We start from the raw sequence: 14,246 nt of genomic DNA on the forward strand, positions 1-14,246 counted from the left end.
CGCTGTCGTCGCACCGATGATCGAGCTGCAAGACTTTCTGAACTCTTACCGTGGCGAGGCATTGGCCGCTTTGCCGTTCGACAGCTTGAACCGCAGTCCCGGCTCTGCCCGCTCGGCCGTGAGGCGCCAGCCATGGGCCACGGCAATCTCGTGGCAGATGGCCAGGCCCAGTCCCGCACCATGGTCCCGCCGATGTGCTCCGCGCCAGAAGCGCTCGAACAACAAGGGGAGCTGCACGGCATCGACGCCCGGCCCAAGATCCCTGACGATCAATGCGTCGCGCTGGATCTCGACGCGCACGGGCGTCTTCGCGGGCGCATGCTGGATGGCGTTTTCCAACAGGTTCTTCAGCAAGGTGAACAAGGCGCCGCGATCCGCTTCCCACGCCACGCCTTCGGCCGCAGCCGACACCACCAGCTGCACGCCGGCCGTTTCGGCCATGCGCTGCAGGTAGGCAGCGGCCTCGTCGGCGATCTCCTGCAAGCGAACGTTCGCGAGCTTGTAGTTGCGCACCTCGCTGGCTTCGGCCAGCAGCAGAAGCTGCTGCACCTGGCGGGTCATGTATTCGACGTCGCCCAGCAACGAGTCGCCGTCGCCCGCGCCGTCCTCCTTCAACTCGATCTGCGCGCGGATCAATGCGAGGGGCGTCTTCAGCTCGTGCGCCGCGTTCCCAAGAAACTCCTGCTGCACGCGATAGCCCTGTTCGAGACGCTCCAGAACCCGGTTGAAGCTGTCGACCAGCGGGGCGATCTCGGCAGGGACCGCTTCCGTCTTCAAGCGCGCATGCATGGAACGCGGGAAGATGGCCGCGGCGGACTCCGACACATCACGCAGCGGCTTGAGCGTGTAGCGCAAGGTGATGTACGCACACAGGCCGAAGGCGAGAAGCAGAACCAGGCCGAACACCGTGACACCGACGCCCACCAGCGGAAGCGCGACACGATGAAGAAGCGTCATGAGCCGCGCGCTGGCCGCAACCTGGAAATACCAGGTCCGCCCGCCGTTTTCGACCGGCTCGGTGGCGCCGTACAGGACCACACCGTCGTGCTCGAACTCGAAGCGCCCGCGCGCCGGGTGGGAAAGGCCTTCGCCGGTCGGCCAGAGCGTCTCACCAGCAGGCGACAGGAGTGCCGCGTTGCCGGCCTGGTCGAGAACCCGGTAGGCCGTCTCGCGCCGCAGACTGTCGAACACCCATGCCAGATCGTCCTCGTCCGCCTCCAGTCCGACGGGTATGCCGTTGCTGTCGAACCGGATCCTTTCCGCCATGTCTTCCGCGAGGCCCGCCAGATCCATCTGGGCCAGATTCCGGCTTTGAACCATCACGACGGCGGCGACCACGAGCAGCGCAATGCTGAGCATCGTTCCGGCCAGATAGGCCAGCAGCACCTTGAAGCTGAGACTATTGAGGCGAATCGCCTTCACGAAGCGCATACCCCAGGCCTCTCTCGTTGATGATCCGCTGGCGCGAGCCGATGGCCAGCAGCTTGCGGCGGATGCGGTGCAGGGCCACGTCCAGCGCGCTCGGCGTGACTGCCTCGCTCAATCCCCAGGCCGCTGCTTCCAGCGCACTGCGGCGCACGACCTCCTCGTGCCTGCGCAGGAGCAGCACCATGATCTGCACTTCCGCCGGGGCAAGCGTGATCTTCTCGTCCCCGCAGTGCAGGACGCTGGCGCTGGAGTTCAGCGTCAGGTCGCCATGGCTGAGATCGAGCGTTCGGAACTCCACCGGGCGACGCAGCAAGGCGCGCGCGCGGGCCACCAACTCGTCCATGGCGAATGGCTTGGGAAGATAGTCGTCGGCGCCCGCTTCGAGGCCCTCGACACGATCGTGCAGCGCATCGCGCGCCGTCAGTACCAGGCAGGGCACGCGAATGCCGGCGCTGCGCAGCCTCTGCAACAAGGCAAGGCCGTCGCCGTCCGGCAATCCTCGATCAAGGATCAGGGCCTGGTAGGGCATCTGCCTGATGGCGCCCCAGGCCGAGTCGGCGCGGCCCACCACATCGACACCGATGCTGGCGGCCATCAAGCCCTTGCGTATCAGTCGAGCCAGGCGGTCATGATCTTCGATCAGGAGTATTCGGCTCATCGGAAGCGGTACGTGTATCCCAGCAGCACGCGGTTCTCGGTCGAGCGGTTCACGAGCGGGCTCTCCTTGATGGACTTTGGCAGACTCGACACGGACACATCGAGGAACACGGAGTTTTGCTGATCGATCATGTAGACGCTGCGCAATCCCAACTCGGCACTCGTTCCCGCTTTCCCGGCATAGGCCGGGCGGCCCGCGCGGGCCTCGCTGGCGCGCACGCCGTAATAGTAGTCGACGTACTTCTTGTCGCGCCAGACCGCTTCCACGCGTGGCATGAGCATCACGCTCTGGCCGACACGCCAGGCCCTCTGCAGGCCGATGCTGAACTTCTGGCCCTTGCTCTTGTTCGATGCGTCGGTCATCCATGCCAGCTGAACATCCGCGAAGTCGTTCTTCCATTCCATCTCGGCGCCGGCCCAGAAGCCGCCCTTGCGTTCGCTCATGCCGGTGAAGATGGGGGCATCCTTGGCCTTGTAGCCGCTCCCGTCGAACTTGCCGATGATGCTGAAGTTGAGCTTCTGCGAGTCGCTGATCTCGACACTTGGCAGCTTGAGACCGATCTGCGGTCCGAAGATCTGAACGTACCTGTTCTCGAACCGAAGCATGGGCAGGACCTTGGTCTCCCGGTCCATACCGATGTAGGCTTCTGCATGCTAACGGCGGCGGCGCCCAGCGACCAGGACGTCGACCCCGGATCGCCGGGCGGCTGCTGGGCATGGGCAAGCGCTGCGCAGGACAGTGCTGCTGCGAGGGCGGAAGTTCGCGCCAGGTCGATGGCGACGGTCCGGAAGCGAAGCGGAAGGCAATGGAGAGGGGGCACGAAGAGATTCCTCGGTGAGTGTGGAAGCCCGCATGCTCTGGGCCGCCGTCTTACTCGACACTTACTCGGCTCATGGCCTGCACCCCGTCGCATCCGGCTTCTCCGGTAAGTGTTCGGAAAGGCTCGCGACCAGACAGTCCCGTTCATTGCAGATGAAGGCGAAGGCACTCCTGCCTTCGACAGCCCAGTCAATGAACGTCCACTCCAGACTCCCAAACGCTTCTCCGAAGTTTCTTGTGCAGCGGTTGCACAGGAAGGTGTGCGGCCTCGCGTCGTGTGCAGCCGTCGGCATGCCGCTCGTGCTTGCGGGATGCGCCTCGACCTCGCCGGCGTCCGCGCCGGACCACGCCAACGCGCAGGTGGCCGCTCGATGGCACGCGCCACTTCCGCACGGCAGGCGGGTCGACGAGCTCGCGAGATGGTGGTCGCGGTTCGACGATCCGCTCATGCCTCGCCTGATCGAGGCGGCCCAGCGTGCGAGTCCGACGCTGGCGCAGGCCGCGTCGGCCATGGCCGATGCGAGGGCGGTGAAGGTTGGCAGCGGCGCGGCCCTGCTGCCCTCGCTGGGCCTCTCGGCGAGCGCCTCGAAGGGGCGCCAGGCGTTCCGCCCGACGACGATGCGCAGACGCAGGTGACGCTCACGCTGGCGCCGGGCAGCGAACTGCGCGACACGGTGGCGCTGGCCGAGCGCGCGCGCCTGCTGCTCAGGCAGAACATGCATGTGCGCATGGTCTATGCGGCCATCGGCGGCGGCAGCACGGGCGGCAACCCGGCCGAGGCGGAACCCGCATCGGCCTCGGACGTGCGCACCGCCATGCTCACGGTGCGCCTCACGCCACGCGGCGAGCGCAACGGCCTGCGCAAGCAGGAGATCGAGCAGCAGCTGCGCACGGCGCTGATGGCGCTGCCCAGCGCGCGGGTCTCGGTCGGCATGGGCGGCTCGGGCGAGAAATACGCGCTGGTGTTGGCCGGCGAGGACAGCCGCGCCCTCGAGCAGCACGCGCAGCAGGTCCAGCGCGAGCTGCGCACCCTCCCGGACATCGGCGCAGTGACGTCCACCGCCAGCTTGTTGCGGCCGGAGCTCACGGTCAGGCCCGACTTCGCGCGCGCCGCGGACCTGGGCGTCACCTCCTCGGCAATCGCCCAGACGCTGCGCGTGGCCACCATCGGCGACCACGAACAGGAGCTCGCGAAGCTGAACCTCGGCGAACGGCAGGTACCGGTGATGGTGCGGCTCGCCGAGGCCGGGCGCGACGACCTCGAGACGCTCAGCCGCCTGCCGGTGCCCGGCGCGCGCGGGCCGGTCGCGCTCGGCAACGTCGCCACGCTCGAGTTCGGCAGCGGCCCCGCGGAGATCACGCGCCACGACCGCATGCGCAACATCGGCATCGAGATCGAGCTCAACGGACGTCCGCTGGGCGATGTCGAGCAGGCGGCGCTGGCGCTGCCCAGCCTGCGGCGGTTGCCTCCCGGCGTCGCGCGCAGCGCACTCGGCGAAGCCGAGGAAATGAAGGAACTGGCCACCAGCTTCGGCCTGGCCATGCTGACCGGCGTGCTGTGCATCTACATGGTCCTGGTGCTGCTGTTCAAGGACTTCGTGCAGCCGGGAACGATCCTGGCCGCACTGGTGCTGTCGGTGCCCGGAGCCGTGCTGGCGTTGCTGGTGACCGGCTCCGCACTGTCGATGCCTTCGATGATCGGCCTGATCATGCTGATGGGGATCGCGACGAAGAACTCGATCCTGCTGGTGGACTACACCATCATCGCGCGCCGCGATCACGGCCTGGGGCTCAGCGAGGCCATCCTCGATGCCTGCCGCAAGCGGTCACGGCCGATCGTCATGACCACGATCGCCATGGGCGGCGGCATGCTCCCGGTGGCGCTGGGCTTCGGCGGCGATCCGAGCTTCCGCATGCCCATGGCCATCGTCGTGATCGGCGGGCTCGTCACCTCTACCTTTCTGAGCCTGCTGGTGATACCGGTCGTCTACAGCTGTGTCGACGGGGGCGTGCAGCGGCTCAAGCGGCGCTTCATGCGCCGTGCTGCGCCACTGGAACCGCAGACCGAGGCTGCGTCATGACCGCCCCGGCATTTCTCCACGCTTGTACATGCGAACGGATACTCAAATGAAAGCAATCCCGACCACCCTGCTCATGACGATGGTGCTCACCAGCAGCGCCTGGGCCCACACGGCCCCCGCGGCGCCCATGGCCGAGGAGCCAGCCCGGATCGAGCCGGATGCAGATTCGATCAACGCCAAGGCGCCGGTGCGAGACCCCTGGGAAAACTTCAACCGGAAAATCCACAGCTTCAACAATGCCGCGGACAGCTTCGTTCTGCGTCCTCTGGCCGTCGGCTACAACAAGGCCATGCCGGACGCGGCAAAGGCGGGCGTCTCGCGCTTCTTCTCCAATCTGGGTACGCCGGTCACGGCAATGAACCAGGCCCTGCAGGGACGCCCCTGCGATGCGGCGCAGTCGGCAGGGCGGTTCATCGCAAACACCACGGTCGGCATTGGCGGCATTTTCGATCCGGCTTCCCGCTTCGGCATGCCCAAGCGCGGCGGCGAAGACTTCGGCCAGACGCTCGCGACCTGGGGTTGGAACGATTCGAACTATCTGGTAGTTCCGCTCCTGGGGCCCCGCACCGTGCGCGATGCGCTCGGCATGCTGGGTGACCAGCCCCTGTCGCCCATCGGCCAGATTCAGGACAGCGGCGTCGCCACGGGGTTGCAGATGCTGGAGATCGTCGATAGACGGACGCAAATGCTGCCCATCGACAGGTTTCGCCGCGACGCCATCGACGACTACATCTTCGTGCGCGATGCATGGGCCCAGAGACGCAACCGGCAGATCCGGGAGGATCGGCGAGACGACAGTGATTGAGTGCGCGGGGCTGCGGCCCCCATCGAACGCGCGGGCTATGGCTTCGGCGCGTCGGGCACAGCGATCTTGAACGGCACCTCAAGCACGACGAAGCTCTCGACCGACCGCCCCATGCGCCGCGCCGCGCGGCAGCGTGCCTGCACAATCGCAGCCCTGGCCGCCTTGTCGAACATGCGCGCGTTGGCAGGTTCGCGACCGACCACTGTCATGGAGGCACTGTCAACCCACCCTGTCTCGTCGACCTTGACCAATACGCCGACCACGGCTTCGGCACCCAACGTGCGCGCTTCGGCGGGATAGTGCGCAGCGGTGTCCATGTCGCAGGTGGGTGAATGATCACCTTCGAGGCCTTGCAGCTTGAAGGCGATCGGCTGCCGGATCGAAGCAGCCACTGGCTTGCCTTCGGCGTCGAGCGCCGGATCGAAGCTTGCGCGCATCACGGCAGCCTGAGCCGGCGCATCGAACAGATCGACGAAACGCGGCGAACGCGACCTGATGATCGTTCTTTGCGGCTTGCCTTGTGCATCGACGAGGACTTCGACGACGACATGCCCTTCGAGCCCCGCCCGACTTGCGATCTGGGGATATTCCAGTTCGACTGGTTGCTGAAGGCGCGGCAACCTGGGCCCAGAGCTGACCTGGGATGCCGCACGCCCTTGGGCTTGTTCTTGCGGTGTTTCGATTCCGGCGGCAAAGCCAGACGCGTGCAGCATCAGCGCTACCGCCGCACATCCCCCTCTTATTCGCGACCCTTGCATCCATTCCTCCGAAAGAGGATTGATCGTAGCCGACCGCTGACAAGCAACAACTTGGGCCCGGCTCGTGCCGCAGAATCGAGCGCGATCTCAGACTTCGCGAGTGAGGAAACAACGACCATGCTTCAGATACGAAAAGCAGTTCCGGCGGACGAGGACGGCCTCTGGCAGATTCTCGAACCCGTCATTCGCGCCGGCGACACCTATGATTTTCCGCGCCAGACGAGCCGGGAGGAAGCCCTGGGTGCCTGGCTGGCGCCTGCCAATGTCTGCTACGTCGCCCAGGAGGGAAGCGAACTCGTCGGAACCTACGTTCTGCACCCCAATCGCAAAGGCGCGGGTTCGCACGTTGCGAACTGCGGCTACATGAGCGCCAGCCATGCCCACGGCCGGGGCATCGGAAGCGCCATGTGCGCACATTCGCTCGAAGAAGCCCGCGCGGCAGGGTACCGCGCGATGCAGTTCAACTTCGTGCTTGCAAGCAACCACAGGGCCGTCGCCCTCTGGCAGCGCATGGGCTTCCAGATCGTGGGCCGGGTTCCTGAGGCGTTTCTCCATCCGGTGCAGGGCTACACCGACGCGCTTGTGATGTATCAACGGCTCCAGCATTCGCCATCATGAAGATCGAGCAAGCACGCGCCTCGGATGCACACGAGATTGCCTCCGTCCTGCAGGAACCGCGCAATGGCTCTCCGATGACGGCAGAGCGCTGTGGTCCGATGCGGAGATCGGCCACGAGCGCGTGCTGCGTGACACGAGCTCCGGGCTTTTCTATGTCGCACGTGCCAACGAGCAGTTGGCCGGCGTGATGAAATTCGAGCTGGAGGATCGCTACTTCTGGCCGGAGCTCGCGCCCGGCACCTCGGCCTTCGTTCACAAGCTGGCCGTACGCCGGGCGTGGGCGAAGAAGGGGGTGTCGACCGAGCTGCTGTCGTTTGCCCGGGCACGCGCGCGGGCTCTCGGCCTGCCATACCTTCGGCTGGACTGCGTCGCGGATCGGCCTGGGCTGCGAAATCTCTATGGGCACTTCGGCTTCGCGCTGCACAGCATCATCCAGAAGGGCGCCGTCTCGTTCGCACGATACGAGATGCAGACAACACAATAGCTGCGGCAAACAGGCGAGGGAATTCCTCCCAGAGCAGCCGCCATGTTTCAACTGGCTCCTTGGAGTTTTCGTGTACGTATCAAAGCACCACGCGCTGCCCGAGGCGGACGAAGCCCAGGCACTGATCGAGTCCCACCCGCTGGGCGCATGGGTCGTGCCCGGCGCCGAAGGCCTGGTCGCCAACCATGTGCCCTTTCTGCTGGACAGGTCGCGCGGCCCGTTCGGAACACTGATGGGCCATGTGGCGCGTGCCAATCCCGTTTGGAAGCAGTTGCCCGCCTCAGGGCACTCGGTGGTCATGTTCCAGGGCCCGCAGTCGTACATCACGCCCGGCTGGTATCCGGGCAAGCAGGAGCACGGAAAGGTCGTGCCAACCTGGAACTACGCCGTCGCACATGCGCACGGGGCGGCGCGCGCCATCGACGACGAACACTGGCTGCGCGACATGCTGACGCGCCTCACGGCGGCCCATGAGTCCTCGAAGCAATTGCCTTGGCAGATGACGGACGCGCCAGCGGATTTCATCGACAAGCTGCTGCGTGCCGTGGTGGGCATCGAGATTCCGATCGAACGCCTCGTCGGCAAGCTCAAGGCGAGCCAGGACGAGGCACTACAGGACCGGTGGGGCACCGCGAACGGGCTGGCCGCCGAAGGCACCGAGAACGCGGCGGCGATGGCGTTCCTCGTCGAACGCGCTGCCCGGCAGCAGCGCTGACGGAATTGCCGTGCTGCTGTACCTGCTCGATCTCGCCGGCATCGCGGTGTTCGCCATCAGCGGCGTGCTGGCGGCGGGCCGCGCGGGCCTCGACTGGCTGGGCGTGGTGGTGATCGCCTCCGTCACGGCCGTGGGCGGCGGCACCTTGCGCGACCTGTTGCTCGGCCGCCATCCGGTGTTCTGGATTCGCGAAGTGCGCTATGTGTACGTGATCCTGGCGGCGGCCGCGGCCACCATCGCCTGGGTCCATTTCCTCCCTTTGCCCGAGCATGCGCTCGCATTGGCCGATGCGCTGGGCCTGGCACTCTTTGCAATGACCGGCGCGCAGGTTGCCGAGGAGCGGCGACTGCCGGCACTCATGGTCATTCTGATCGGCACCATGACCGGCGCCGCCGGCGGCCTGTTGCGCGACGTGCTCACCGACCGCATTCCGCTGCTGCTGAGCAGCGGCATCTACGGTTCCGCCGCCATCGCGGGCATTGCAGCCTACCTGCTCCTGCAGGCCGCCGGAACGCCGCGCCGCTGGGCCTTTCACGCGGGCCTGCTGTTGATCGTGGCACTCCGGCTGGGCGGGATCTACGGGGACTGGCACCTGCCGGTGCTGCGGCTTTCGGCTTGAGCGTGCGCCACGCGGCGCAGCCATCCGCCCCGCCTCATCGCTTCGCGTTCTGGCTCTGCTCGCGGAACGCCGCCTCGCCAGCGGTGGAGATCTCGACCCACTTCTTGTCGGGCACGGCCTCCTCGGCGTAGTTGTCGTGCCAGTTCCACCACTTGTAGGTGGGCGTCTGGGGGTAGCCCTCGGGCGAGTCTTCCCAGACCTCCTGCCGGCCGAGCGGCGTGATGTCGAGGTAGTTCCAGGTGTTGCCCATCTGCTCGTCGCCGCGGTTGTTGATGAAGTAGGTGCGAAACACGCGGTCGCCGGCATCGCGGTAGAACACGTTGGTGCCGTGCCATTTGTGCACGCCGAAGTCGGCGTCGAAGCTGTCGGTGAGCGTGAACCACGGAATCTCCCAGCCCATGCGCGCCTTCAGCCGCGCGATGTCCGCCTGGGGCGCACGCGAGACGAAGACGAGGGTGGTGTCGCGGGCGTTCAGGTGGGCGACATGGGCGACCTGGTCGGCCACCATGGAGCAGCCGCGGCAGGCATGGTCGGGCCAGCCGAACACGCCAGGCTCGAAGAAGGCGCGGTAGACGATCAGCTGGCGCCGGCCGTCGAACAGCTCGGGCAGGCTGACCTTGCCCGCGGGCCCTTCGAATGCGTAGGTTTTTTCCACGGCCATCCACGGCATGCGCCGGCGCTCGGCGGCCAGTGCGTCGCGGGCGCGGGTCTGGGCCTTTTCCTTCACGAGCAACTGCTCGCGGGCCGCCTCCCAGGCCTTGGGCGAAACAACCGGTGGCGTGTGCATGGCGGGCTGGCCGCCCTTCTTTCCGTTCTCGATGGAAGTCGTCATGGCTTGAATCTCCTGGTTGGGCGAGAAGAAAAGTTTGGCACTGCCCATCGAGCGGCGGGAGTAACAAGTTTGGCGGGATTGCTGCTTTCCGCGTCGGGCCCGGTTCCTGCTATCCAGTGGTTCCCCTATCGCCCGCAGAGAACAACGCCATGACCACCAGTCTTCGCTCCACCCGCCGCACTGCGCTGCACATGCTCGCGGCAGGCGCCGCCTCGCTCGCCCTCCCCGCCTTCGCGCAATGGCCCGACAAGCCGATCAAGATCATCGTGACCTTTCCGCCGGGCGGCTCCAGCGACGTGCTCGCGCGCCTGCTGGCGGAACAGCTGTCGAAGAAGCTGGGGCAGCCCGTGGTCGTGGACAACAAGCCCGGCGCGGGCGGCACCATCGGCGGCGCGCAGGTGGCCGCGGCCGCGCCCGACGGCTACACGCTGATGCTCTCGAACACCACGCCGATCGCGCTCGGCCCCTTCACGCTCGACAAGCAGCCCTACGATCCGGTGGCGGGCTTCAGCCACATCGCCTACCTGGGCGCCGCGCCGCTGGTCATCATGGCCAGCAAGCCCTCGGGGTTCAAGAGCTACGCGGAGTTCGACGCAGCCGGGCGCAAGGACGGCCGCATGGACTTCGGCTCGGGCGGCCCCGGATCGATCGGCCATATCCACGGCGAACTGCTCAGGAAGATCACCGGAATCAACATGGTGCACGTGCCCTATCGCGGTGGCGCCCCGATGACCACCGACCTGATCGCCAATACCATTCCGGTGGGCATCGACGTCATCACAGCGTACGTGCCCTTCTTCAAGAGCGGCCAGCTGGTGCCGCTGGCCGTGACCGGCGCCCAGCGCTCGCCGCTGATGCCGGACGTGCCAAGCATCGCTGAACTCAAGCAGCCGAAGCTGGTGCTCGAGAACTTCTTCGGCCTGTCCGGACCGGCCAGGCTGCCGGAGGATGTGGTGGCACGGCTCAACGCGGCCTGCAACGAGGTGCTGGTGATGCCAGAGATCCAGAAGAAGCTCACCGAGCTGGGCATCGTGGCAAGGCCCGAAACCGTCGCCGCGTTCAACGGCTTCGTGAAGGAACAGGTGAACGTGCTGGGCCCGACGGTCAGGAGCGCCGGGATCAAGCTCTGACTGGGCAGGCTCAGCGCTTGCGCGGCGCCGCCCAGGCGGCCAGCACCTCGGTGGCTTCATCGGCCAGGTGCTGCTGTGCCGGCATCTTGCGCAGGGCCAGGGGCGCGCCCGCTTCCGCGCGCAGATCGTCCACGTCGATCGGGTGGCGAACGGCGGCCGGCAGCCCGCCGAAGGCCTGGCCTGCCTGTTCCATGGAGGCGGCATAGAAGAGTTCGCGGATGCCGGCGATGCGCATCGCCGCCACGCACAAGGCGCATGGCTCGCACGAGGTGTACAGGTCGCAGCCGGCAAGGTCGACGCTGCGCAGCCGCCTGCAGGCATCGCGGATCGCCTCGACTTCGCCGTGCGAGGTCGGATCGAAATTCGCCACCGAGTGGTTGAGCCCCTCGCCGACGACCTGCCCGTCCTTCACGACCACGGCCCCGAAAGGCTCAGTGCCGGGTGTTTCGAGGGCCTTCGCCGAAAGCGCCAATGCCCGCCTCATGAAAGTTTCCTGGTACATCGCTTTCCTTCTCCTCGTGTTGGATGGCAACTTCAATGCGAGGCTGCCAGCCAGGCTAACTTGGTCGATTCAAGGCGCAGCTTGCAGTGGATCGAGGTCCAGCACAAGATGGTTCGCAGACCGCTCCTCCTTCCGTGTGGGCGCGAGCCAGAATTACAGCCCGCGTGCACCTGACGCGAGGAAGCCGCCGTCGACCGGCATGGAGATGCCCGTGACATAGCGCGCATCGTCCGACATCAGGTAGATCACGGCCGAGGCGATTTCCCCGCAGGTGCCGTAGCGGTTCATCGGGATGGCCTTCGAGTACTCCGCGCGGAACCGGGCCGTGTGCAGCGCCTGCGTCATCGGGGTATCGACCGGACCCGGCGACACCGCGTTGGCCGTGATGCCGTGCTCGGCCAGCTCCACCGCCATCTGCCGCGTCAGCGCGATCACGGCGCCCTTGGACGTGCCATAGGCGGTGCGGCCGCTGCCCACGGCCCGCATTCCGGCGACAGAGGCTACATTGACGATGCGGCCCCACCCTCGCTTCAGCATCAGGCGTGCCGCCGCCTGCGAGCACAGCAGCGTGCCCGTGACGTTGACGTTCATCGTCGCCAGGAAGTTGTCCAGCGGGAAGTCGAGGAAGGGGAAGACTTTGGCGATGCCGGCGGAGTTGACCAGGATGTCGCAGCGGCCCTGCTCGCGCTCGACCTGCTCGAACGCAGCGGCGATCGACTCTGGCTTGCCGACGTCCAGCCGGAGCGCGCTCGCCCGGCCGCCTGCTGCATGCAGTTCGCTCGCCGTGGCCTCCGCTGCATCGAAGTCGAGATCTGCCACGAGCACCTGATGACCGAGGGCTGCCAAGCGGGCGCAGACCTCGGCGCCGATGCCCTTGGCACCCCCGGTGACCAGGGCGACGCGTGTTTCTGAAGTGTGTGTCATATCAAGGATGGAGTGACGGTTTACAGGAAGCCGATCGAGATCCACGGCAGCGCCGCGACGATCACCAGGCCGATGAACAGCGCGAGCATGTAGGCTCCGATCGGGCGAATGCCCTCGTCGGGATTGACGCGGCCGATCGCGCAGGCGGCGTAGTAGCCCACGCCGAAAGGCGGCGCGAACAAACCGAGGCCCATGGCGAGGATGACCACCATCGCGTAGTGCACCTCGTGGATGCCGACCGCCCTGGCAATCGGGAACAGCAGAGGGCCGAACAGCACGATGGCCGGGATGCCTTCGAGCACGCTGCCCAGCACGATGAAGGCGATGACGGAGACCGCCATGAAGCCCGCGGCCCCGCCGGGCAGCGCGCGCATCGCTTCGCTGAGCGTGTGCGAGAAGCCCGATTGGGTCAGCCCCCAGGCCATCGCGGTGGCTGCGCCGATGATCAGCAGGATCGAGCCTGACAGGCTGGCGGTGTCGACGAGCATCGGATAGATCCGCTTCCAGTCGAACTGCCGGTAGATCAGCAGTCCGGCGACTACACCGTACGCGATGCCGATGGTCGACACCTCGGTGGCCGTTGCGATGCCTTCCACCACCGCGGCACGGATGATGAACGGCAGTGCGATGGCCGGCAGCGCGATCACGAACGCCCGACCGATTTCCGCGCGGCTGGCGCGCCGCACGCCGCTCAGGTCTTCATGCCGGTAGCGCGCCCACACCACCGCCACCAGCGTCGCGGCCAGCACCAGGCCGGGCAGCAGGCCGCCGGTGAACAACGCGGCGATCGACACGCCGGTGACCGAGCCGATCGTGATCAGCACGATGGACGGCGGGATGGTCTCGGTCTGCGCGCCGGTGGCCGACAGCAGCGCGACGAGGTCGCCTTCCTTCGCGCCGCGCTTCTTCATCTCCGGGAACAGCACCGGCGCGACGGCCGCCATGTCGGCCGCCTTCGAGCCGGAGATGCCGGAGACGAGGTACATGGCACCGACCAGCACGTAGTGCAGGCCGCCGCGCACGTGGCCGAGCAGGCTGGCGAGGAAGGCCACCATCGCACGCGCCATGCCCGTCATCTCGATCAGTTGGCCGAGGAAGACGAACAGCGGCACCGACAGCAGGATCAGGTGGCTGACGCCTTCATCCATGCGGCCGACCACGATGAGCACCGGCGTGTGCGTGGTCAGCATCACGTAGCCGAGCGTGGCCAGGCCGAAGGCGAACGCAATCGGAACGCCGGCAAACACCGCCCCGGCGACGACGACCACGAAGAAGACCACCAGGTTGGTGTTGCCGAGCTGTCGCCACACGGGCTGCAGCAGCGTCATCACGGCGATGATCGCGACGACCAGCCCGAGGGCCGCCGCCACCTGGCGCGGCCGGCCCACCGCGGCCAGCCGCAACACCGCCAGCAGCGCCATCGCGCCGAAGCCCGCGGCCATCGCGGCGACGCGCCAGGAGTTCTGGAGGTCGAGCGCCGGCGTGCGCATCATCGCCTCCTCCACCGCGTACTCCCACGCATGTGGCAGGATGAGCAGCAGGAACGCCAGCGCCGCCGTGGTGGCCAGCACGTCGAGAAAGGCGCGCCTGGAAGGGTCGAGCTTGCCTATCACGGCCGTCATGCGCATGTGCTCGCCGCGCTGGAAGGCCACCGCCGAGCCGAGCATCGCCAGCCACAGGAACAGGATCGAAGCGACCTCGTCCGACCAGATCAAGGGGTGATGGAACACGTAGCGCGCCACCACGCCGGCCAGCAGCACGGCGATCTCGGCGGCTACCAGCAGGGCGACGGGCACGCCGAGCAGGCGGCCGAGCCCCTGCTGCGCGCGCATCGCCCAGGCCGCGACGACCCCGCGCTGCGGGTTGTCGTCGG

At 66.9% G+C, this 14,246-nt stretch carries 16 protein-coding genes; 8 read left to right on the forward strand and 8 right to left on the reverse strand.

Translation table 11 applies throughout. From position 1 onward, the window contains the following. Positions 1 to 45: 45 nt before the first annotated feature. Genes L1081_RS29105 through L1081_RS29115 form a run of 3 tightly spaced genes read right to left on the reverse strand, consistent with a single transcriptional unit; the run spans position 46 to position 2,691 of the window. Positions 46 to 1,431 carry an ATP-binding protein gene (locus L1081_RS29105; RefSeq protein WP_489416965.1) on the reverse strand — a complete coding sequence of 462 codons (1,386 nt, stop codon included), beginning with the start codon at positions 1,429 to 1,431 and terminating at the stop codon, positions 46 to 48. Continuing rightward, the gene (locus L1081_RS29110) at positions 1,400 to 2,086 is read right to left on the reverse strand and encodes a response regulator (RefSeq protein WP_489416966.1); all 687 of its coding nucleotides are present in this window, start codon (positions 2,084 to 2,086) and stop codon (positions 1,400 to 1,402) included. The genes L1081_RS29105 and L1081_RS29110 overlap by 32 nt, the downstream gene beginning before the upstream one ends. After that, positions 2,083 to 2,691, reverse strand: a complete 609-nt coding sequence (locus L1081_RS29115; RefSeq protein WP_489416967.1) for a MipA/OmpV family protein — start codon at positions 2,689 to 2,691, stop codon at positions 2,083 to 2,085. Before L1081_RS29115 ends, L1081_RS29110 begins: the two co-directional genes overlap by 4 nt. A gap of 505 nt (positions 2,692 to 3,196) precedes the next feature. Here L1081_RS29115 and L1081_RS29120 point away from each other — a divergent pair. From L1081_RS29120 to L1081_RS29130, 3 genes are read left to right on the forward strand one after another with little or no spacing between them, the layout of a single operon-like run. Beyond that, entirely contained in the window at positions 3,197 to 3,541 is a 345-nt protein-coding gene (locus tag L1081_RS29120; protein WP_489416968.1) for a hypothetical protein, read from the forward strand. Beyond that, positions 3,538 to 4,986, forward strand: a complete 1,449-nt coding sequence (locus L1081_RS29125; protein ID WP_489416969.1) for an efflux RND transporter permease subunit — start codon at positions 3,538 to 3,540, stop codon at positions 4,984 to 4,986. The genes L1081_RS29120 and L1081_RS29125 overlap by 4 nt, the downstream gene beginning before the upstream one ends. Positions 4,987 to 5,032: 46 nt before the next feature. Further along, entirely contained in the window at positions 5,033 to 5,791 is a 759-nt protein-coding gene (locus L1081_RS29130) for an MlaA family lipoprotein (RefSeq protein WP_489416970.1), read from the forward strand. A gap of 35 nt (positions 5,792 to 5,826) precedes the next feature. Here L1081_RS29130 and L1081_RS29135 read toward each other — a convergent pair whose 3' ends face one another. Beyond that, positions 5,827 to 6,504: a TonB family protein gene (locus L1081_RS29135; protein WP_489416971.1), complete on the reverse strand. Its 678-nt coding sequence runs from the start codon at positions 6,502 to 6,504 to the stop codon at positions 5,827 to 5,829. Between the two features lie 162 nt (positions 6,505 to 6,666). Between L1081_RS29135 and L1081_RS29140 the strand changes: the two genes are divergently transcribed. The 4 genes from L1081_RS29140 (at position 6,667) to L1081_RS29155 (ending at position 8,985) form a co-directional block, all read left to right on the forward strand. Then, positions 6,667 to 7,167, forward strand: a complete 501-nt coding sequence (locus L1081_RS29140) for a GNAT family N-acetyltransferase (protein ID WP_489416972.1) — start codon at positions 6,667 to 6,669, stop codon at positions 7,165 to 7,167. Positions 7,168 to 7,288: 121 nt separating this feature from the next. Next, on the forward strand, positions 7,289 to 7,651 hold the full coding sequence (locus L1081_RS29145) for a GNAT family N-acetyltransferase (protein WP_489416973.1): 363 nt from the start codon (positions 7,289 to 7,291) through the stop codon (positions 7,649 to 7,651). A gap of 70 nt (positions 7,652 to 7,721) precedes the next feature. After that, positions 7,722 to 8,366, forward strand: a complete 645-nt coding sequence (locus L1081_RS29150; RefSeq protein WP_489416974.1) for an FMN-binding negative transcriptional regulator — start codon at positions 7,722 to 7,724, stop codon at positions 8,364 to 8,366. A gap of 10 nt (positions 8,367 to 8,376) precedes the next feature. Further along, positions 8,377 to 8,985, forward strand: coding sequence for a TRIC cation channel family protein (locus tag L1081_RS29155; RefSeq protein ID WP_489416975.1), 609 nt, complete (start codon positions 8,377 to 8,379; stop codon positions 8,983 to 8,985). A gap of 34 nt (positions 8,986 to 9,019) precedes the next feature. On the opposite strand, the gene L1081_RS29160 is transcribed toward L1081_RS29155, so the two are convergent. Next, positions 9,020 to 9,817, reverse strand: a complete 798-nt coding sequence (locus L1081_RS29160; protein WP_489416976.1) for a DUF899 family protein — start codon at positions 9,815 to 9,817, stop codon at positions 9,020 to 9,022. A 149-nt stretch (positions 9,818 to 9,966) separates the two neighbouring features. Here L1081_RS29160 and L1081_RS29165 point away from each other — a divergent pair, with 149 nt between their 5' ends. Continuing rightward, positions 9,967 to 10,947: a tripartite tricarboxylate transporter substrate-binding protein gene (locus L1081_RS29165; RefSeq protein ID WP_489416977.1), complete on the forward strand. Its 981-nt coding sequence runs from the start codon at positions 9,967 to 9,969 to the stop codon at positions 10,945 to 10,947. Between the two features lie 10 nt (positions 10,948 to 10,957). Here L1081_RS29165 and L1081_RS29170 read toward each other — a convergent pair whose 3' ends face one another. The 3 genes from L1081_RS29170 to L1081_RS29180 all read right to left on the reverse strand — a co-directional run bounded on the left by L1081_RS29170 (position 10,958) and on the right by L1081_RS29180 (position 14,205). Continuing rightward, positions 10,958 to 11,431 carry a deaminase gene (locus L1081_RS29170; protein WP_489416978.1) on the reverse strand — a complete coding sequence of 158 codons (474 nt, stop codon included), beginning with the start codon at positions 11,429 to 11,431 and terminating at the stop codon, positions 10,958 to 10,960. Between the two features lie 171 nt (positions 11,432 to 11,602). Then, complete coding sequence (locus L1081_RS29175; protein ID WP_489416979.1) at positions 11,603 to 12,373, reverse strand: glucose 1-dehydrogenase; 771 nt, start codon at positions 12,371 to 12,373, stop codon at positions 11,603 to 11,605. A gap of 20 nt (positions 12,374 to 12,393) precedes the next feature. After that, positions 12,394 to 14,205, reverse strand: coding sequence for a TRAP transporter large permease subunit (locus L1081_RS29180; RefSeq protein WP_489418007.1), 1,812 nt, complete (start codon positions 14,203 to 14,205; stop codon positions 12,394 to 12,396). Positions 14,206 to 14,246: the final 41 nt, after the last annotated feature.

Source organism: Variovorax sp. MSC1_012 (genome assembly GCF_023667525.1).
Classification (GTDB): Bacteria; Pseudomonadota; Gammaproteobacteria; order Burkholderiales; family Burkholderiaceae_C; genus Variovorax; species Variovorax beijingensis_B.